At 69.8% G+C, this 20,231-nt stretch carries 15 protein-coding genes and 1 riboswitch; of the genes, 5 read left to right on the top strand and 10 right to left on the bottom strand.

Annotated features, from left to right (window positions below):
* Positions 1-2,412 (bottom strand): LPS-assembly protein LptD, encoded by a 2,412-nt coding sequence (locus AC07PR_RS25060; RefSeq protein WP_495136918.1) that lies wholly within the window; start codon positions 2,410-2,412, stop codon positions 1-3.
* A gap of 170 nt (positions 2,413-2,582) precedes the next feature.
* Here AC07PR_RS25060 and AC07PR_RS25055 point away from each other — a divergent pair, with 170 nt between their 5' ends.
* Positions 2,583-3,746 carry an aminoglycoside phosphotransferase family protein gene (locus tag AC07PR_RS25055; protein ID WP_495136917.1) on the top strand — a complete coding sequence of 388 codons (1,164 nt, stop codon included), beginning with the start codon at positions 2,583-2,585 and terminating at the stop codon, positions 3,744-3,746.
* Between the two features lie 36 nt (positions 3,747-3,782).
* On the opposite strand, the gene AC07PR_RS25050 is transcribed toward AC07PR_RS25055, so the two are convergent.
* From AC07PR_RS25050 to AC07PR_RS25040, 3 genes are all read right to left on the bottom strand, one after another.
* On the bottom strand, positions 3,783-4,799 hold the full coding sequence (locus tag AC07PR_RS25050) for a LysR family transcriptional regulator (RefSeq protein ID WP_377159391.1): 1,017 nt from the start codon (positions 4,797-4,799) through the stop codon (positions 3,783-3,785).
* A gap of 114 nt (positions 4,800-4,913) precedes the next feature.
* Positions 4,914-6,389, bottom strand: a complete 1,476-nt coding sequence (locus tag AC07PR_RS25045) for a M20 family metallopeptidase (RefSeq protein WP_377159389.1) — start codon at positions 6,387-6,389, stop codon at positions 4,914-4,916.
* A 119-nt stretch (positions 6,390-6,508) separates the two neighbouring features.
* Entirely contained in the window at positions 6,509-7,357 is an 849-nt protein-coding gene (locus AC07PR_RS25040) for an alpha/beta hydrolase (RefSeq protein ID WP_377159387.1), read from the bottom strand.
* Positions 7,358-7,383: 26 nt separating this feature from the next.
* Between AC07PR_RS25040 and AC07PR_RS25035 the strand changes: the two genes are divergently transcribed.
* On the top strand, positions 7,384-8,409 hold the full coding sequence (locus tag AC07PR_RS25035; RefSeq protein ID WP_495136916.1) for a M14 family metallopeptidase: 1,026 nt from the start codon (positions 7,384-7,386) through the stop codon (positions 8,407-8,409).
* Between the two features lie 24 nt (positions 8,410-8,433).
* Here the strand turns inward: AC07PR_RS25035 and metW are convergent, their stop codons facing one another.
* The 4 genes from metW to AC07PR_RS25015 form a co-directional block, all read right to left on the bottom strand.
* Positions 8,434-9,018 carry a methionine biosynthesis protein MetW gene (gene metW / locus AC07PR_RS25030; protein WP_377159383.1) on the bottom strand — a complete coding sequence of 195 codons (585 nt, stop codon included), beginning with the start codon at positions 9,016-9,018 and terminating at the stop codon, positions 8,434-8,436.
* 81 nt (positions 9,019-9,099) lie between these two features.
* Positions 9,100-10,290: a homoserine O-succinyltransferase MetX gene (metX, locus tag AC07PR_RS25025; RefSeq protein ID WP_495136915.1), complete on the bottom strand. Its 1,191-nt coding sequence runs from the start codon at positions 10,288-10,290 to the stop codon at positions 9,100-9,102.
* Positions 10,291-10,366: 76 nt separating this feature from the next.
* Positions 10,367-10,416: riboswitch (SAM riboswitch) on the bottom strand.
* Positions 10,417-10,432: 16 nt separating this feature from the next.
* Entirely contained in the window at positions 10,433-12,304 is a 1,872-nt protein-coding gene (gene sppA, locus AC07PR_RS25020; RefSeq protein WP_495136914.1) for a signal peptide peptidase SppA, read from the bottom strand.
* A gap of 108 nt (positions 12,305-12,412) precedes the next feature.
* Positions 12,413-13,045: a glutathione S-transferase family protein gene (locus AC07PR_RS25015; protein ID WP_483108099.1), complete on the bottom strand. Its 633-nt coding sequence runs from the start codon at positions 13,043-13,045 to the stop codon at positions 12,413-12,415.
* A gap of 241 nt (positions 13,046-13,286) precedes the next feature.
* On the opposite strand from AC07PR_RS25015, the gene AC07PR_RS25010 reads away from it, so the two are divergent.
* From AC07PR_RS25010 to AC07PR_RS25000, 3 genes are all read left to right on the top strand, one after another.
* Complete coding sequence (locus AC07PR_RS25010; protein WP_377159377.1) at positions 13,287-14,480, top strand: YjgN family protein; 1,194 nt, start codon at positions 13,287-13,289, stop codon at positions 14,478-14,480.
* Positions 14,480-15,652, top strand: coding sequence for a M48 family metallopeptidase (locus AC07PR_RS25005; RefSeq protein WP_495136913.1), 1,173 nt, complete (start codon positions 14,480-14,482; stop codon positions 15,650-15,652). Before AC07PR_RS25010 ends, AC07PR_RS25005 begins: the two co-directional genes overlap by 1 nt.
* Before the next feature lie 65 nt (positions 15,653-15,717).
* Entirely contained in the window at positions 15,718-16,410 is a 693-nt protein-coding gene (locus AC07PR_RS25000) for a glutathione S-transferase family protein (RefSeq protein WP_495136912.1), read from the top strand.
* A 164-nt stretch (positions 16,411-16,574) separates the two neighbouring features.
* Here the strand turns inward: AC07PR_RS25000 and AC07PR_RS24995 are convergent, their stop codons facing one another.
* Both AC07PR_RS24995 and AC07PR_RS24990 read right to left on the bottom strand, forming a co-directional pair.
* Positions 16,575-17,084: a GNAT family N-acetyltransferase gene (locus tag AC07PR_RS24995; RefSeq protein ID WP_495136911.1), complete on the bottom strand. Its 510-nt coding sequence runs from the start codon at positions 17,082-17,084 to the stop codon at positions 16,575-16,577.
* Positions 17,085-17,302: 218 nt separating this feature from the next.
* Complete coding sequence (locus tag AC07PR_RS24990) at positions 17,303-20,209, bottom strand: polysaccharide deacetylase family protein (RefSeq protein ID WP_495136910.1); 2,907 nt, start codon at positions 20,207-20,209, stop codon at positions 17,303-17,305.
* Positions 20,210-20,231 lie beyond the last annotated feature (22 nt).

Below are 20,231 nucleotides of genomic sequence, written 5' to 3'. Positions count from 1 at the left end.
TCAGTCATATGTGCCAAAAGCCGAGCGCTCGGAGCTCAGCGAACGGTAACCCGGAATATTGTCTCTCAACACTTTCAGGGCATTGGAACCGAGCGGCGACAGGCCGACCAGCTCCAATTGGAGGATCAGTCGGGTGTTGGTCTCCGCGCGGCCGGTGGCCTGGCGTTCCGCGCCGACGCGCAGGATCCAGCAGCCGGAGTCGTACTCGGCGCCGATCACGGAATCGGTGAAGCGCTTGTCGCGCATGCTGTACTGAAGGCGGCCCGCGCCGTACCACGCGCCGGCGCAGCCGGGTCCGCCGGCGACCGACTTGCGGTCGGGTCCGAACAGCGGCCATTGCCAGGCCAGCTCGACCTGCTCGCTCTGCCCGCGGGCCAGGCGATAGGACGCGCTGACGGTCCGGAACGGGCCCGGCGAATAACGCAGCCGCAGCACGGTCCGCTCGACCTTGCCGTCGGCGGAGTTCAGCTGCAGCGTGCTGTCGGTCCACCAAGCCTGGTTCAAGTGCGCCGAGGCCAGCAGCACCACGTCGGACAGGCGGTGCGTCTGCGGGCTGCCGTCTGGCGTGATCTGCTGGTTGCGGAACAGGTAGCGCTGGACCATGCCCAGGCGCAGCTGCTCCTCGCCGCGCTCGTCCTCGATCCAGCGGGTGGTCGCGCCGAAGGCCAGCATGTTGGCGTCGTTGACGCGGTCGACGCCGGAGAACTGGTTCTCCGCGAAGACCGAATCGAAGTTGTAGTCCCGCGGCGCCGCGTCGAAGTTGGGCATCGCGCTCTGGTCGCGGTACGGCGTGTTGACGTACAGCAGGCGCGGCTCCAGCGTCTGGCGCATCGCCTGGCCGAACAGCGAGGTGTTCCGCTCCAGGATCCAGCCATGGTCGACGCTGAAGGTCGGGATGGTGCGGCCGATCGAGCGCCGGCCGGTCACGTCGATCGCCTGGTCGAGGTTGTAGCTCGCCGCGTTGATCGACATCTTCGGGATCAGCCACCACGCCGCGCCGCTGAAGGGCAGGCTGACGTGGCCGAGCAGGTGCACCCGTTCGCCGGTCTGCGTCTGCGAGCCCAGCGCGCCGCCGGGCAGGTCGAAGCGGTTGTACTCGAGCTCCAGGCCGCCCTCGAGCCGCGCGCGGCGGCCGGTGGGCAGGTAACCGGCCAGCACGGATTCGTCCGCACCGGTCTGCAGCCGCACGCCGATCTGCGGCGAACGCTGGTATGGCGAGGCGAACTGGTCCTCGACCTGCGCGACCTGCAGGGGCTGCCACTTCTGGACCCGCGCGTAGGTCTGCATCTCGCCCCAGTTGAAGCTGAAGTCGCGCTGCGTGCGCAGGTCCGTCGACAGCAGGCGCGGCGTCTGCGACAGCATGCGGCTGCGCAGGTCCTTCCAGTAGTTGTCGTCGGAGACGCGCTCGGTATGGACGTTGTAGGTCCAGTTCGGCATCACGTCGCCGTCGGCGTTCAGGCGCAGGTCCCAGCGCGAGATGCCGGTGACCCGGTCGTGCGGCAGCAGCGCGTAGTCGATCTGGCCGCGGTGGCCCGGCTCCAGGTAGCGGAACTGGGTGTCGACACCGGGACCGCGGCGCGTCATCACGAAGGGCGTGATCGTCGCGTCGCGGTTGGGGGCGATGCTCCAGTAGAAGGGCTGGCTGTACTCGACGCCGCTGCGGTTGTCGATGTTGACGTTGGGCGGCAGCAGGCCGGACTTGGGCTGGTCGCCGAGCGGGAAGCTCAGCGACGGCGCGGCCAGGATGGGCACGCCGAGGAAACGCACCACGGCGTCCTTGGCGACGCCCTCGCCGGCATCGAAGTCCAGGTTCAGGCTGCTGGTGACCAGTTCCCAGTCGCGCTTGCCCTTTCCGCTGGCGGCATCGGCGGCGTCCTTCTCCCCCTTCTCCGACACCGGGCAGGTCGAGTAGGTCGCCTCGTCGGCCCGCATGCGCTGGTCGCCGAGGAAGTGGATCGCCCGCGCGCTGCCGCTGCCGCCGGTCGCGGCGAAGAAGTAGGTCGGGCTTTCGAGCTGGCCTTCGAACTTGTCGACGAAGAGTTCCAGTTTCGGTCCGCGCAGCACGGCGCCGTTCTGGCTGAGCTCGACATCGCCCTCGGCCGTGGCCAGGTCCTGCGGGTAGTCGTAGCGAAGCGTCTTCGACCTGAGCAGCATGCCGCCGTAGCGCAGCTGGACGTCGCCCTCGGCGGTGGAGGTCTGGTCCATGTCGCTGGTGATGCGGTCGGCGCTCAGGGCCATCGCGGGACGGGCGTCCTTGCGCTTGGTCTGGTGCAACTGCTTGACCGACTTGAGGATCAGCGGCTGGCCGGCGGACTCCTGCGCTTGCGCGGAAGCCGCGGAGAACGCGGGCAACGCGACCGCCAGGGCGGCGGCCAGCGAGATCGGACGGGGACGGGAAACCGGTGGGCGCATCAGGCGGGCAGCGTCTTGCAGAGGTCAGGCGGCCGCGCGTCGGTCGCGCCGCGCTGCCCGGGGTTTGTAGAATCATTATCCACGAGGCTCGCGAGCCGGCAGGACCGCCGGAGCGCCTTGTCACCGACCCCGGGGCCGCTCGCGCAGCGGCCCTTCTGCTTCTCCCGCCGATGACCCCTTCCGCCCCGCACGCATCGTCCCCGCTCTGGCCCGATGCCGACCGTGCCGCCCGATTCCATCGCTGGCTGGCGCCCCTCGTGGCGACGCACGGGCTGCGCGAGGAGACGCTCGCCGCGGCCAGCAGCGACGCGGGCTTCCGCCGCTACCTGCGCATCGCCACGACGGACGGCGGCACGCGGATCGTCATGGACGATCCGGCCTCGCCGAATCAGGTGGCGAGTTTCGTCAAGGTCGGCGCCCTGATGGCCGGACGCGGCCTGCATGTGCCGGAGATGCTCGCGCACGATGCCGGGCTCGGCTTCGCGCTGATGGAAGACCTCGGCACCGCGTCCTACCTGGACGCGCTGCTCGCCGCGCAGCGCGCCGGCGACTCGGAAACGCCCCGCGTGCTGATGCGCGACGCCACCGCCGCGCTGCTGCGCTGGCAGACCAGCGACGCGGCCCGCGCCGACGGCGCGCTCCCGCTGTTCGACGATGCCTTCGTGCGCCGCGAGCTGCAGATCTTCGTCGACTGGTGCGTCCAGGCCCACCACGGCAAGACCTGGAACGACAAGCAGCGCGGCTACTGGGACCGCACCGTGGCGCTGCTGTCGGCCAACGTGCTGGCGCAGCCGCGCGTGCCGATGCACCGCGACTACATGCCGCGCAACCTGATGGTCTGCCCGGCGGGAACCGCCTCCGACACTGCCAGTGCCGCCGGCACCGCGTCCTTCGCCACGCCCGGCATCCTCGATTTCCAGGACGCGGTGATGGGCCCGGTCACCTACGACATCGCCTCGCTGATGCGCGACGCGTTCATCTCGTGGGAGGAGGCCGAGGAGCTCGACTGGGCGGTGCGCTACTGGGAAGGCGCGAAGCGCGCCGGCCTCTTCGGCCTGGACCCGAACGGCGAGGACCCGCACGAGATGGCGCTGGACTTCGGCCTGTTCTGGCGCCGCCTCGAATGGACCGTGCTGCAGCGGCAGCTGAAGATCATGGGCATCTTCTGCCGGCTCAAGCACCGCGACGGCAAGCCGCATTACGCGGAAGACCTGCCGCGCTTCTACGCCTACGTGGTGAAGACGGCGACGCGCTACATCGAGCTGTCGCCGCTGCTGCGCCTGATCGAAGATCTGCAGCCGCAGTACACGCAGGTCGGTTTCAGCTTGCGCTGAGGCGTCTAAGCAGCGCGGCCGGGCGCCCGCGCTGCCTCAGTCGCCCTCGGCGGGCGTGGCGGCGGCCTTGGCGGCCTGCGCGGCCAGGAACTCCTGCGCCGCCCGATACGACGGGCATCCCGCGGCGGTGAGCCACGGATCCTCGTCCTTCCCGCCGAAGATCTCGACCAGGAAATCCATGAACGCGCGGGTGCGCGCCGGGACGAACTTGCGGGTCGGCATCGCGGCCCACAGCTGGTAGCTGTAGATGCGCCACTGCGGCAGCACGCGCTCGAGCGCCCCTTCCATCAGCGCGTCGCCGACGACGAAGGACGGCAGCCCCGCCACGCCCAGCCCGTGCAGCGCGCAGGCGTACTTGGTGTCGACCGAGGAGGTCGTCATCACCGGCCGGCTGGGGATCGCGAAGAAGCTCTCCGTGGTGAGGCCGTCCGCGCCGCAGCGCTCGAAGGTCACGCCGCGGGTCAGCTCATGGATCGGCGGCAGCATGACGTCGTGCTGCTTGAGGTCGGACGGATGCTGCGGCTTGCCGCGCCGGCCCAGGTACTCGGGCGACGCGCACAGGATCACCTCGGTGCGCGCCAGCTTGCGGGCGATGAAGTCACCCTGCAGCGGGCTGCGCGTGGAGATGACGGTGATGTCGAAGCTCTCGTCGAGCGTGTCGACGGGCCCCGGCGCGACCAGCTCGACGCTGACCAGCGGGTACAGCGCATGGAAGCGCGCCATGTGCCGCGCCAGCTGATGGATCGCGATGGCCGGCGGGATCAGGACGCGCAGCGTGCCACGCGGCTCGTTGGTCGCGGCGGAGGCGAGCGCCTCGGCCTCCTCGATGTCGCTGAGGATGCGGCGGCAGCGTTCGAGGTAGCCCTCGCCGACGTCGGTCAGCGACAGCCGCCGCGTCGTGCGGTTCAGCAGCCGCGCCCCGAGGTGTTCCTCGAGGTCCGCCACCAGCCGCGTGACCACGGCGGGCGCCAGGTCCATGGCCCGCGCGGCGCCGGCGAGGCTGCCCTCGTCGATCACGCGGGTGAACACCCGCATCGCCTTGACCTGATCCATCCCGTCTCCTTCGGGCGGACGCCGCGTCGCCGCGGGCCGCCTCTCTGTGCGTGTCGATCAGCGGACCATGGCGACCCGCGGTCCGCGGGGCCGCCTACAGGGAGTCCGCGGCGGTCAGGGGTGCGCGGCGATCACCTGCGCCACCGCGGCGGTCAGGCGCTTGCCGTAGGGCACGTGCAGGAACTCGTTGGGGCCGTGGGCGTTGCTCTTGGGACCCAGCACGCCGCAGACCATCATCTGCGCGGCCGGGAAGCCCTTCTGCAGCATGCTCATCAGCGGGATCGTGCCGCCCTGGCCGATGTAGCCGACCGGCTGGCCGAAGTGGGCCTGGCTGGCGTCGTCCAGCACCTGGCTCAGCCACGGCGACAGCTCCGGCGTGTTCCAGCCGGTGGCGCCGTAGGCGCCGGCGCGGCCGTCCGGCACGAAGCTGACCTTGGCGTTGTACGGCGCGTTGTCCTCGAGCAGCGCCTTGAGCTTCAGCGCCGCCTCGTTGCCGTCGATCAGCGGCGGCAGGCGCAGCGACAGCTTGAACGCCGTGTACGGGCGCAGCACGTTGCCGGCGCTCTTCAGTTCGGGGAAGCCGTCCACGCCGGTCACCGACAGCGTCGGCCGCCAGGTGCGGTTGAGCAACACCTCGACCGGATCGGAGGTCACCGGCAGCACGGGGCCGCCGTCCGCGCCGCAGGCCCAGGGCAGTCGCTTGTAGACCTCTTCCTTCAGGATCGCCGCGGTCGCCTGCGCCTGCTCGAAGCGCACGCCGGGGATGTCGCAATGGAAGGATTCGGGCAGCAGCCGGCCGGTCTTGGAGTCCTCCAGCCGGTCCAGCACCTGGCGCAGGATGCGGAACGAGGACGGCACCACGCCCGACGCGTCGCCGGAGTGGATGCCTTCGGTCAGCACTTCGACCTTGAGCACGCCGGAGACCATGCCGCGCAGCGAGGTCGTCATCCAGAGGCGGTCGTAGTCGCCGGCGCCGGAGTCCAGGCAGACCACCAGCGACACGTTGCCCAGGCGCGGCCGGAGCAGGTCGATGTAGGCCGGCAGGTCGTAGGAGCCCGATTCCTCGCAGGCCTCGATCAGGCCGACGCAGCGCGGGCGCGGGATGCCCTGCTGGTCCAGCGCCAGCAGCGCCGTGATCGAGGCGTAGATCGCGTAGCCGTCATCGGCGCCGCCGCGGCCGTAGAGCTTGCCGTCCTCGTACTTCGGCGTCCACGGGCCGAGGTCGGCGCGCCAGCCGTTGAACTCCGGCTGCTTGTCCAGGTGGCCGTAGAGGACGACGGTGTCGGTGCTCTCGGCCTTGGTCGACGGCAGCTCGAAGAAGATGACCGGCGTGCGGCCTTCCTGGCGGATGACCTCCAGCTTCAGGCCGGGGATCTTCTTGCTCTCGACCCATTGGGCCGCGTCGCGGACGACGCGCTCGATGTAGCCGTTGGCCTGCCAGTCGGCGTCGAACATCGGGCTCTTGGCGGGGATGGCGATGTAGTCGGTCAGCGCGGGGACGATCTCCTGGTCCCAGACCTTCTCGGCGAAGGCGCCCAGGGCGCTGATTTCATCGGTCTGCAGCGGCAACGACGGATCACGTGCGTTCATGCGGGTCTCCTGCGCGGCCGGTGGGCCGCCTTGGCTGGGTCCGGGGTCGCGCGGGGCGGCCGGTCCGGGCGGAAAGTGACGGGATGGGGAATGGGGAATGGGGGCTGGACCGGCCGATTCTAGGAGCGTGAGCCCAGCCAGGCGCGCAGGCGGGCGAAGACCTGTTCGCGCTCAGGCTCGTTGAAGATCTCATGCGCCAGGCCCGGGAAGGGCACGGCCTGCACGGCGCCGCCCGCGGCAGCGGCGGCGGCGAAGGCGGCACTGCCGGCGGGGGCGACGCAACGGTCCGCGCCCGCCCACATCAGCAGCGTCGGCGTGGTCCAGCGCGGCACCAGCGGCAGCGTCTCGGGGCCGAAGCTGGCGATCATCTTCGCCAGCGTCGGGGTGATGCGGTTGTGGACCAGCGGATCGTCCTTGTAGGCCTGGACCACGTCCGCGCTGCGCGAGACCCAGGACGGGTTCAACCCGTTGCCGACGGCCAGGTGCGGCAGCAGCGGCAACGTGGCGCCGAGCAGCCCGCGCTGGAAGGCGGACAGGCCCGCGTCCAGCGCCGGGGAACTGAGGACGAGCCCGTCGACCGGCCGCGACCACGGGGCCTGCTCCAAGGCGCCGGCGACGAAGCGGGCGGCGACCGCGCCGCCCATCGAGTGCCCGAGCAGGATCAAAGGCCCCCGCCCCTTGCGCTCGTCGGCGCGCAGGCAGTCGATCGTGGCGGCGAGGTCGAGCAGCAGGCTGTCATGCCGGGGAATGTCTCCGCGCGGCCCACCGGAGGCGCCGTGACCGCGCTGGTCGAAGCCGGCGACATGCCAGCCCCAGTCGTTCAGGCGCTGGGCGACGGCCTCGTAGCGGCCGATGTGCTCGCCCAGGCCGTGGACGATCAGCACGGTGCCGCGGGTGGGCAGCGACAGGTCGGCGCCCCATTCCCGCCAGTGCAGCGGGAGGCCGTCATGGCCGGTGAGAGTCTTCATGGGGCCGGAGTGTAGGATCGCCTGGCATGTCCCCCGCCGTGGACGACCCCCACGTTTCGAAGACGATGACGCCCGCCCTGCTCGAGTCCTTCCCGCCCTTCAACCCGGAAGTCCGGCTCCAGCCGCCGACGATCGAGCGCTGGCGGCACGGCCCGGGAACCGACGTCGAGTTCGTCCATGTGCTGGACTCCGGCCGGCCGGGACCGACGGCGATGGTCGTCGCGCTGACGCACGGCAACGAGCTGTGCGGCGCGATCGCGCTGGACACGCTGCTGAGCCAGCAGGTCACGCCCTTGCGCGGGCGACTGGTGCTGGCCTTCGCCAACGTCGAGGCCTTCGGGCGATTCGATGCGATGGAGCCGTTCTCGTCGCGCTGCGTCGACGAGGACATGAACCGGGTCTGGGACGACGCCGTGCTGCGCGGTCCGCGCGACTCGGCCGAGTTGCGGCGGGCGCGCGAGCTCGCCCCCTTCATCGATGCGGCGGACGTGCTGCTGGATCTGCATTCGATGCAGGAGGCGGGCGCGCCGGCGCTGACGATCTGCGGCATGACAGACAAGAGCGTTCCGCTGGCGCGGGCGCTGGGTCAGCCGGAGACGCTGCTGGTGGACACCGGCCATGCGGCGGGCCTGCGGCTGATCGATCGCGGCGGCTTCGCCGATCCGCGCAGCGCCCGGCAGGCGGTGCTGGTCGAATGCGGCTCGCACTGGGAGCCGGCGAGCGCCGACATGGCTCTCGACGTCACGCTGCGCTTCCTGCGGCACCTGGAGATGGTCGACGCGCCCTGGGCGGACGCTCGACTGCGCGTACCGTCCCCGGAACGGCAACGGCTGGTGCGCGTCGGCGAGGGCGTGACGGCGGTGACGCCGGAGTTCCGGTTCCTGGTGCCGACGCACCACCTGAAGGTGATCCCGAAGGCCGGCACGCCGCTGGCCGAGGACGGCGATCGCCTGTGGGTCACGCCGCACGACGACTGCGTGCTGATCATGCCGTCGCGCCGCGCCGGTCAAAGCGGACAGACGATGGTGCGGCTGGGGCGCTACGAGGCGTGAGCGCCCCGCCGGGGTCGCCCAGGCTCAGTCCCGATCGAACTTGAACACCGCCATGCTGGCCATCAGGTTCGGCAGCACGCGGACCTGGCGCCCCTCCTGCACGCCGAAGCTGTCCAGCACCCGCAGCCCGCACTTGCGCGCCAGGATCTGGAAGTCCGCGTAGGTGCCGACGCGGATGTTGGGCGTGTCGTACCACTGGTACGGCAGCACGCGCGTCACCGGCATGCGGCCCGCGAGGATCTGCAGACGGTTCGGCCAATGCGCGAAGTTGGGGAAGCTCACCACCCCCATCCGGCCGACGCGCGCGGTCTCGCGCAGCATCGCCTCGGTGTTGCGCAGGTTCTGCAGCGTCTCCAGCTGCAGCACGACGTCGAAGCTCTGGTCCTCGAAGATCGCCAGGCCCTCTTCCAGGTTGAGCTGGATCACGTTCACGCCGCGCTGCGCGCAGGCGAGCACGTTCGCATCGTCCAGCTCGACGCCGTAGCCGGTGCAGCCCTTCGTGGCCTGCAGATGCGCCAGCAGCTCGCCGGTGCCGCAGCCCAGGTCGAGCACGCGCGAGCCCGTCGGGACCAGCTCCGCGATCATGTCCATCACCGCACGGTCACTCATGATTGGCACCCCTCGTCCGCGGCGCGCCGCGTCCGGTCCCCGACGGGACGTGAGCTTGCTTGGGACGGCCCTGCGCTGCGCTCATACCGCCACTCCCTGCAGACGGTGGGAGACCGGCGCGGACGCACCACCGGGCAAGGATTTTTCATGCTCCTTCGCGATGCGGTCGAAGTAGGCGCGCAGCACGCCGTGGTAACGCGGATCCTCGAGCAGGAACGCGTCGTGGCCGTGCGGCGCGTCGATCTCCGCGTAGGACACGTCGCGCCGGTTGTCGAGCAGCGCCTTGACGATCTCGCGCGAGCGCGCCGGCGAGAAGCGCCAGTCGGTCGTGAAGCTCACCACCAGGTACTTGCACAGCGCCGTGGCGAAGGTGCGGCTCAGGTCGCCCCCGTGCTCGCGCGCCGGGTCGAAATAGTCCAGCGCGCGGGTGATCAGCAGGTAGGTGTTGGCGTCGAAGTACTCGCTGAACTTGTCGCCCTGGTAGCGCAGGTAGCTCTCGATCTGGAACTCGATGTCCGAGGTCGAGTACCCCAGCTCCGCCGAGCGCATCTGGCGCCCGAACTTCTCCTCCATCACGTCGTCGCTCAGGTAGGTGATGTGGCCGATCATCCGCGCCACGCGAAGCCCGCGGCGCGGCACCACGCCGTGCTCGTAGAAGAAGCCGTCGTGGAATTCGGGGTCGGTGATGATCGCCCGCCGGGCGACCTCGTTGAACGCGATGTTCTGCGCCGACAGGTTGGGGGCCGTCGCCACCGCGATGCAGTGGCGCAGGCGCTCCGGATACCGCAGCGACCAGTCCAGCGCCTGCATGCCGCCCAGCGATCCGCCCAGCACCGCCGCCAGCTTCTGGATGCCGAAACGGTCCAGCACGCGCGCCTGCGCGTCGACCCAGTCCTGCACCGTGACGACGGGGAAGTCCTTGCCGTAGACGCGGCCAGTCTCCGGGTTCAGGTGCATCGGGCCGGTCGAACCGAAACACGAGCCCAGGTTGTTGATGCCGATGACGAAGAAGCGGTCCGTGTCCAGCGGCTTGCCGGGACCGACGAGGTTGTCCCACCAGCCTTCGCTCTTGTCGATGTCGGCGTGCGTGCCGGCCACGTGGTGGCTCGCGTTCAGCGCGTGACACACAAGGACCGCGTTGGACTTGTCCTCGTTCAGCCGGCCGTAGGTCTCGACCATCAACTCATAACCGGCGATGCGCGCGCCGCTGCGCAAGATCAGCGGCTCGTCGAACAACAGCCGCTGCGGTGTGACGTCACCGACAGATCCCATGGAACACCCCAAAAAACAAAACCCGGCGCCGCTGCTTGAAGCGGAACACCGGGTCTCGATCCGTGGATCGGGTGTCCCTCTTTAGCTGCATTTCTAAGGCGCCCGCAAGCCGGACAAATCGGCGCCATCGGCGGAAGTATAGCTACGGCGCGGTGCAGAGGCAGTGCACGATCGCGCGCACCGGCGGCTTCGACCCCGCGGGGCCGGCCTCGGCCTGCTCGGCCAGCCAGGTGATGTCGACCTGCGCCTCGCGCAGCGGTGCCGGCACCGCCGGAATGCCGCCCAGGGCATGCATGACCATGCCGCGCAGCGACGGCGCCGCGGCGTCGCCCATGCTCGTCAGCAGACGATCGAAGGCGCTGCGGTCAGGCTCGACGTAACGCACCGACGGGTCGTCACCGAGCTTGGCGCGCTTGGCGGCGCTGGCGATCGCATCGGACAGCAGGCCGTTTCTGTCGACCAGCCCGCGCTCCAGCGCCTGCGAGCCGGTCCACACGCGGCCCTGGCCGACGGCGTCGATCTGCTGCGAGGACTTCTTGCGCGCCTGCGCCGCCTTGCCAGTGAAGTCGGCGTAGATGTGCTCGATGGACGACTGCACCACCTGCGCCATCCGCGGATCCAGCGGGCGCCGCGGGTCATAGCCGTTGGCCAGCCAGGTCGTCGTGTAGCCGCCGGTGTGGATCGACAGCTTGTCCAGCAGCTTCTCGCCGGTGGGCAGCATGCCGAACACGCCGATCGAGCCGGTGATCGTCGATGCGTCGGCGATCACCTCGTCCGCCGACATCGAGATCCAGTACCCGCCCGACGCCGCCACGCCGCCCATCGACACGACGACGGGCTTGCCGACGGCGCGCGTCAGTTCCAGCTCGCGACGCACCAGCTCCGAGGCGAACGCACTGCCGCCCGGCGAGTTCACGCGCAGCACGACGGCCTTGACCTTGTCGTCCTCGCGCGCCTGCCGGATCAGCCGGGACATCGACTCGCCGCCGATCTTGCCCGGGCCGGCACTGCCGTCGACGATCTCGCCTTCGGCCACGATCACGCCGACCTGCCCCTCGGGCTTGGGCAGCTTGGGCGGCAGTTGCGCGACGTAGGCACCCAGGTTGATCTGGCGCAGGCGCTTCTCGTCCTTGGCGCCGCGCTTCTCGAGCAGCGCCTCGACCTCGTCCTCGGTCTTCAGGCCGTCGACCAGCTTCTCGGCCAGCGTCAGCTTGGCGGGATCGCCGCCGGCCGCCTTCAGCCGTTGCGGCAACTCGTCGATGGCGCGCTGCACCGAGCCCTTCGGCAGCTTGCGCGCGGTCTCGATCGCGGTCTGGTACCGCGCCCAGAGTTCGTCGTACAGATAGCCCTCGGCCTCGAGCGTCGCGGGCGACGGACCGTTGGCGAAGTAGGGTTCGACCGCGTTCTTGTAGGTGCCGACACGCAGCACGTTGGGCGTGATGCCCACGCGGTCCAGCGCGTCCTTGTAGTAGTTGCGATAGCGGCCGTAGCCCTCGATCAGCACGCCGCCCATCGGGTGGATGTAGACCTCGGTGGCCTGCGCGGCCAGGTAGTACGACCGCTGGTCGAAGGCCAGCCCGGCGGCGATCACCGGCTTCTTGCTCGCCTTGAAGCGGGTCAGCGCGGCTTCGATCTCATGCAGCGCGGCCGGCGTGGCGCCGCCGAACTGGTCCAGGTTCAGCGCGACCTGCACGATGTGATCGTCCTTGGCCGCCGCGTCCAGCGCGCGCAGGATGTCGCGCAGCCGCGTCTGGGCGCGCGCCTCGCCCTTGATCTGCGCGATCGCCTGGTCGCGCGGCGAGCCGGAGAACTGCTCCACGACCTCGCCGCGGATGTCCAGCACGAGCGTCGTCTTGTCCTGCAGCGGCTTGCCGCCGTGCACCGCGGCCCAGATCAGGGCGATCAGGATCACCCAGAACAGCAGCGTGAACACCACGCGCCGCGTGCCGTTCAGGAACCACCACACGCCACCGAAAAAGCGCCCGATCGGCGCCAACGCTCGCTTCACACCCATCCAATCCTCCCGGGATCCGTCAAAGGAATGTCAGAACGGCTCGGATGTCGAGCCGGATCGGGCGATTGTGAGCCCGTTTGAACACCCGGGCGGGAAGTCAGTGGCGCGTCAGCCGTTCGCGGGGGGCAGCGTGTCCTGGAAGCTCTGACGCGTCATGAGCTTGTCGAAGTGCTTCGCGAGGTTGGGGTGCGCCGCGCGCCAGTCGATCTGGGCGAAGCGGAAGTCCAGGTAGCCCAGCGCGCAGCCGAGCGCGATGTCGGCCAGCGTGAAGTGGTTGCCGGAGCACCAGTTCTTCTCGCCCAGGCCGTTGGCCATCGCCTGCAGCGAGGCCAGGACCTTGTTCATCTGACGCTTCACCCAGGCCTCGCTGCGCTCGCCCGGCGCGCGGCCGGACCAGGTGTGCTCCAGACGCGCGGCGACGCAGGCGTCGATGAGGCCGTCGGCCAGCGCCTCCCAGGTGCGCACTTCGCAGCGTTCGCGGCCGCGCTCCGGGATCAGGCGGCCGACCGGCGACAGCGTGTCGACGTACTCGACGATGACGCGCGAATCGAACACCGCGCCGGTGATCGAGTCCTGCCCCTCCATGACCAGGCACGGCACCTTGCCGAGCGGATTGATCTTGAGGATGTTGTCGCTGCCCCAGACGTCTTCCAGCTCGAACTGGTAGTCGAGCTTCTTTTCCGCCATGACGACGCGGACCTTGCGGACGTAGGGGCTGGTGAGGGATCCGATGAGCTTCATGGTGTCGCGGGATTCTAACGAGTCGCCTCCGGGGACTGACTCCCGCACGCGACAGTGGCGCAGCCCTCATTTGGGTGTATTGCCGTCCCCTGCGCCGGTGACGCACACTCCCGCCCGCCCCGCCTGGATGCGGGGTCGCGGCCGAGGGGGCCGACGACGGCGCATCAGGCAAGCGGTGCGCCCATGGACACGGACCGGCTCCCCGGGAGACCGGCCACCACAACGACAGAGAGAGGGAATCATGCGAGAGCACGAGGAGGGAGCGGCGACCGGCGGTCTGACCGGATGGCCGCTGTCGGAGTACCGCAAGCGCAAGCTCGAGATCCAGTTCACCGGATCGGGCAGCGAATACTTCCGGATCTGGATCGTCAACCTGCTGTTGACGATCGTCACGGCCAGCCTGTACTGGCCGTTCGCGAAGGCGCGGCGCATCCGCTACTTCTACGCCAACACGCTGGTCGACGGCCATGCGCTGACCTTCCACGGCGATCCGTGGAAGATGTTCCGCGGCCACGTGCTGCTGCTGGTGCTGATGGGCACGTATTCGGCGGCCGGGCATTTCTCGCCGATGGCGGGACTGGTGGCCTTCGTCGTGATGGCCGCGATCTGGCCGGCGCTGTGGCGCGCGGGCATGCAGTTCCGGCTGGGCAACACCGGCTGGCGCGGCCTGCGCTTCGGCTTCACGGGGACGCTCAAGGGCGCCTATGCCCCGGCGCTGCCGGTCTGGATCCTCTCGGGCGTGGTGCTGGTGGCACAGGCGGTCGGCGGCCCGGCCGGGCTGCTGGTCAACGGCAAGCCGCGCTTCGGGATCGTCGAGCAACTGGTGCTGCTGGCCGTGCTCGGCATCACGCTGGTGATGCCATGGATCGTCGCGGCGGCCAAGCGCTACCAGCACAACGGCTACCGCATCGCGGCACAGCAAGGCGAACTGCGCCTGGGCGCCGGCAGCGTGTACTGGCTGTGCCTCAAGGGTGCCGGCATCGGGCTGGCCGTGGTGATCGCAGGCATGCTGGCGGCCATGGCGGTCGTGGGCGCCAGCGCCTTGAGCGGATCGAAGGTGGTGCTCATGATCTCGACCTTCGTGTCGTTCGGGCTGACCTACCTGCTGCTCTTCGCGCTGGTCGGACCCTTCTTCACGGCGCGGTTCCAGAACCTGCTCTGGAACCGCACGACGACCGACGACCTGTCCTTCACCAGCCAGTTGCGCTTCGGCGCGCTGGCCGGGCTCACGTTGAAGAACTGGCTGCTGACGGCGGTGACCCTCGGCCTGTACCGGCCGTTCGCCGCGGTGCACACCGCGCGCATGCGCCTCGAGGCCGTGAGCCTGACGATGGATGGCGATCCCGAGACCTGGGTGGCCGGCCAGGAGAGCGCCTCGCAGGACGCCGCGGGCGAGCTCGCGGGCGACTTCTTCGGCATCGACATGGGCCTGTGATGCCGGGGGCAGCGGGCGGATCGAACGCATCGAACGACGCGAAAGGCTCGGAAGGCGCGCAGGCGGCGACGCTCCACGCCGACTGGTTCGACGGCCGCAGCGCCCGTGCGCGGCCGGTCCGGCTGTGGCTGGAGCGCGAGCAACTGGTCGTCCACGACCAGGCGCTGGAGGGCATCGAACGCCGTTACCCGATCCGCGCGGTGCAATGGCCCGAGCGCACGCGCCACGGACAGCGGCAGGCGCAGCTGCCCGACGGCGGCGTGCTGATGGCCAAGGACGCCGCCGACTGGGACGCCTGGGCCGACGACTCGACGCAGGGGCGCGGGCTGGGGGGCGGACTCGCGGTGCGATGGTTCTCCAGCTGGAAGCATTCGATCGTGGCGCTGGTCGTGGTCGTGGCCGTCGGCGGCGCGACCTGGCACTGGGGCGTGCCCGCCGCTGCGGACGTGATCGCGCGTCACCTGCCCGCGTCGATCGAGCAGTCGATCGGCGACGGCTCGATGGAACAGATCGACAGTCTGCTGCTCAAGCCGAGCAAGACGCCGGTACGCGATCAGCAGCAATGGCGCGAACGCTTCGCCGCGATGGTCGCCAGCCAGCCCGGCGAATCGACGGCGTACGAACTGCACTTCCGCGACGCCGGCCAGACCTTCGGCCCGAATGCGTTCGCGCTGCCGGGCGGGCACATCGTCGTCACCGACGAACTGCTGCGGTTGCTCGGCGACGAGCCCGATGCGGTGCTCGGCGTGCTGGCGCATGAGCTCGGCCATGTGCGCGAGCAGCACGGCCTGCGGCTGACGATGCGCGCGAGTCTGATGGGCGGGTTGCTGGGCTTCGCGGTGGGAGACTTCTCGAGCCTGCTCGCGGGCGCGCCGGCGGTGCTGATGCAGGCGAGCTACTCGCGCGACTTCGAACGCGCGGCCGACGCGCAGGCGAAGCGGCTGCTGATCGACAGCGGCCGGTCGCCGCGGGCGATGCTGGTGCTGTTCGAGCGCCTTGGCGAGTGGCGATCAAAGCGGTCCGCTCAGGCCCGTGCCGAGCGTGCCTCCGAGCCCCAGGGCCTCGGCCGCGACGTCGGCGAACGGGCCAAGGCGGGCGCGGGCGAACTGCTGCGCATCGCGTTCAACACGCATCCGGCGGACGACGAGCGGATGCGGTTCTTCGAGCGCTGATCGAGGGCCGACCGAGCGACGGACGGCGCTTCTACACTCTGCGCTCCACTTTCGCGGAGATCGTGATGACCGCCTCCCCCTCGGCTTCCACCTCGACTTCCCACTCAGCGTCCGACGTCGGCTACGTCCTCTACGGCACGCAGGGCTCCGGCTCCTCGATCGTCGAGATCGGCCTGCGCTGGTGCAGCCAGGCGTACCGCACGGTGCACGCATCCTCATGGGAAAACGCGTCGGAGCAGGACGCGCTGCGCGCGCTCAATCCGCTGATGCAGATCCCGACGCTGCACACGCCCGACGGCGACGTGCTCACAGAAAGCGGCGCCATCCTGATGCACCTCGGCCTGCGATTCCCGGACGCGACACTGCTCGGCAACAGCGATCGCCAACGCGACCAGATCCTGCGCGGCCTCGTCTACATCGCCGCCAACTGCTACAGCTGCATCAGCGTCATCGACTACCCGGAACGCTACTCGACCCGCACCGACAAGGACGACCGCGAGGCCATCATCGCCGGCACGAAAGCGCGGCTGCACAAGCACTGGGAGATCTTCGCGGACATGTTCCCCGGCCAGCCGTGGCTCAGCGGCGCCAAACCCGGTGCGCTCGATGCGATGGCAGTGATCGTGTCGAAGTGGTCAGGGTCGAGGAAACACCTGGAGGCGAGTCGGCCCGAATTCTTCGCGCTGCTCCAGCGCATCGAAGCGCTGCCCCACGTCGCCGAGGTCTGCGCAAAGCACTGGCCGCCCAAGACTTCCTGAGGCGCTCTTTCCTTCGTCGGCACGGGCGTTGGCCGCGAGGGCATGGGGCCTTGGCGTCAAGCGCCAAAACCCCACGCCCTCCCGTCCCCCATCACTGTCTCACTGCCACGGTTTTGCTACCGAGGACTTCGGGGGAGGGAAAGGGTGAGGGACAGGTCTTGTCGTCAGGCGGCGTGAAACTGCGGCAACAGCCGCACGTGGGTGTAGCGCGCAGGACGCTCGATGGGATCGAGGGTCGCGTCGATCGGCGCGAAACCACAACGGGTCCAGAAGGTCGCGGACGCGGCTTCTTCGCAGTTGACATGCAAGCGGCTGAAATGCCCCTGCGCGCTGGCAAGCACCGCGTTCACGAGACGCTTCGCAAGGCCGTGGCCGCGCCAGTCGGGATGCACGTAGAAGCGACGCATGCGGCCGGTGCCAGGACGTCCGGGTGGCGGCTCGACGTTGAGCCCGCCCACCGCGATGACCTGCCCGTTCGTGTCGAGCCAGGCCCACAGCGATTCGCCGGGCTGCTCGTAACGGTTGGCGCCGCTGCGCCATTCGTCCATCAGGCGGCGCAGCATCTGCCGCCCCTCGCTCTCGCTGGCCGCCAGCAGCGGCGCCCAGGCAAGGGGATCAATCTGATGCACACGGATCAGGCGCGGTGCGGCGCCATCGGAGGCCAGGGAAAGCATCGAACGAAGCGGTAACCAGTCGTCAACCGAGCGGGAAAGGACGGATTAAGCAGCAGGCGGAATGCCCCTCGCATCAGGGACAACCCGCCCGCCGTCGGTCCTTTCCAACGCCCGGTCGCCGTCAGTTCCAGTCGCTGAACGATCGCGGCCCGATCGCTGATCGGTCGCCGTTCGAGGCCCCTCCCGGCCGATCACGCGGCAGCGGCAAGGGCGTCGTTTCAGCGCGGCGGTTCCGGCTTCTTCGCGCTGTCCGGATGCTCGATCCAGGCCTTGAGTTCCGCGGCCCGCGCGTGCTTGGGCGAGAGCTCGATGAAGGCCCGGTACGCGGCCTGCGCGCCCGCGTCGTCGCCCGCGCGCAGCAAGGCGTCGCCGAGGTTCAGATGCGCCAGCGCGCGGCTGCCGTCCATCTCGATCGCCTTGCGGTACCAGCGCGCCGCCTCGGCCGGCTTGTCGCGCTTGTAGTAGATGAAGCCGAGGTTGTTGGCCGCGAGCGCGAACTTCGGCTGCAGCTTGAGCGCCTCGGTGAACGCGGCTTCGGCTTCGTCGTAGCGGCGCTCCTTGTAGAGCTGCAGGCCGCGGTCGTTGGCGCGCTGCGCCGCGATGCGCGCGCTGGTCGGCGCGGGCGCGGCGCTGGTGGCGATCGCGGTGTCGCTGCCGTCCAGGCCCTTCAGCGTGACCTGCACCGAGGTCGCGCTGGCCGCCGGCGATCCGGGCACGGCACCGGTCGGCGCGGAGGCCTGCGCCACCGGCTGCAACTGCGCGTTGCGGGCGTCGTCGGCCTGCTTGGCGAGCGCGCTCGTTTTGACGTCGAGCTGGTTGCTGTCGCCGCTGAGCGCCTGCTCCTGCGCGGACGCGAGTTCGAAGATGAACTCGCCGCCCTCGCTGCCCGGCAGGCTGCCGAAGGCCGGCGTCTGGTGCGCGATGGCGGACACCGCCGGCGCCACGTAGGCCGCCAGTTCGGTCGCGGTGATGAGGCCGTCGCCGTTGAGGTCGGCCTTGCCGGACAGTGCCTGCAGCAGCGTCCAGGTGAAGACCGAATGTCCGCCCGGGCCGTCGTCGGCGACCTGCTGGTCGGCACCGCCGGCGGTCATCATCTGGCGGCCCATCCGCCGCGCGTTGTCGCGCACGAAGTTGGCGCTGCCGCCCGGCGCGCCGCCGCGCGTCAGGCCCAGGCCCGAGTAGCAGGCATCGATGACGAAGAACGCGTGCTTGGCGGGCAGCGCCTCGCTGAGCTCCTGCAGCTGCGGCATGGCGATGGCGTCGGTCTGCAGGTCGTCGGTGCCGGCGTCGACCGGGATGATGTAGCCGACGTCGCGTCCGCTCGGCAGCTTGCGCGTGCTGCCGTGGCCGGCGAAGAAGACGAAGACGCGGTCGTCGCGCTTGAGCTTGCCGTCGCCGCCCTTGCGCGCCATGCCGTTGAGCGCGCGCAGGATGTTGGCGCGCGTCGCGTCGCCGTCGGTCAAGGTGGTGACGTTCTCGGGCCGGAAACCGAATTGCGTCTGCAGCGTTTCCTGGATCGCGCGGGCGTCGCGCACCGCGTGCTGCAGTCGCGGCCAGGCCTTGTACTGGTCGATGCCGATCACGAGCGCGACGCTGTCGCGATAGAGGTTCGCGCCCGCAAGGTCCGGCGCCGCCGCATCCGCGGCGGGCGTGTCGGTCGCGACGATCTTGCCGTCCTTCCAGGCCGCGAACTTGTAGCCCTCGGCCTTGAGCTGGTCGAGCACCAGCGGCAGCGCCTCGACGGTGCGCGCATGGATGTCATGGAACAGCACGATGCCGCGCTGCTGCTTGCCGAGCTCGCCCAGCACGCGCGCGGCGATGGACTTGGGAATCGGATCGGACCAGTCCAGCGAGTCGACGTTCCACATCATCGAGCGCAGCTTGAGCGCCTCGATCGCGCCGAGCGCCGCGTCGTTGCGCGCGCCGTAGGGAAAGCGGAACAGCGCCTGGCCGTCGCGGCCGGCGGCGTCGAGCAGGGCCTCGGTCGAGCTGGCCTCCTGGCGGACCTTGTCGAGCTCGAACTTCGACATCACGCCGTGGCTGAAGCTGTGGTTGGCGATCGGATGGCCGGCGGCGAGCACGCGCTTGGCGACCTCGCTGCCGGGGCCAGGCTTGACCTTGCCGTTGGCGTCGACGCTGCCCAGGTTGCGGCCCAGCTCGAAGAACACGGCCGGCGCCTGGTAGCGCTTGAGGATCTCCAGGATCTCGTCGGTGTAGCGCGGGTGCGGGCCGTCGTCGAAGGTCAGCAGCACCGTCTTGGGCGGCAGCTGGCGGCCGAAGAACTCGCGTTCCTGCTTGCTGGGACCGCGGGTGGCAGCCGCTGCCGGCGATGTCTGCGCCGTCTGGGCGGTCGGTACCGCGGTCGTCGAGGCCACGGCCTCGTCGGCCCCTTCCGTGATGCTCGGACGTGCCTGCAGGTCCGGCAGGATGGTCGCGTAGTCCTTCAGGATGCGGTCGCGCGCGTACAGGCCCTTGAGCTTGGCGACGTAGTCGGTCCACTTCTCGCGCTTGGGCACGATGCCGCGCTGCGCGAAACGGCCGAAGGTGTCGCGCAGCTCCTGCTCGTAGGCGTTCTCGATCTCGGCCAGCACGCTCAGGTCCTCGCCCGCGCGCTTGGCCAGCTTGAGGCCGGCGATGCTTTGCGAGGTCGAGAACTGCTGCGAGAGCTGCGTCAGGAATTCCTTGAACGCGAGCCGGTCGGCGTCGAACCACGACGGTTCCTGCTCGATGCGATCGAGCAAGTCCGAGAGCGCCGCCAGGCCGGCGGGGTCGGTGCTCTTCGAGGCGGTCTCGCCGAGAGCACGCATGCTGTCCTGCATGTCGTGGAAGAGCAGCATGCCGACGGCGCGCACCGCGTCGCGCTCGGCGGGCTTGAGCGCGGACTCGCCGTCCATCAGCACGATCATCTGGCGGTAGCGCGCCAGCACCTCGTCGCTCTGCTTGAGCAGCGTGGCGCTGATCGCCGGATTGGCCGAGGCGGCCTCCACCGGCGCCAGCGGCCGGGGCGCATCGCCGCCGGGCTTGCAGCCGCTCATCAGGGTCATCGTGACGGCGGATGCCGCGGCCATGACGGCCGCTTGGGCGGTCATCCAGACGGCGCCCTTGCGTTGACTTCTCTCTTGCATGCCTTCCCTCGAACCTTCCCTC

It is taken from the genome of Roseateles sp. GW821-FHT09H11 (genome assembly GCF_059415845.1).
Note: the sequence above shows the minus strand (reverse complement) of the source record. Positions and strands in the feature narration are given on the sequence as shown.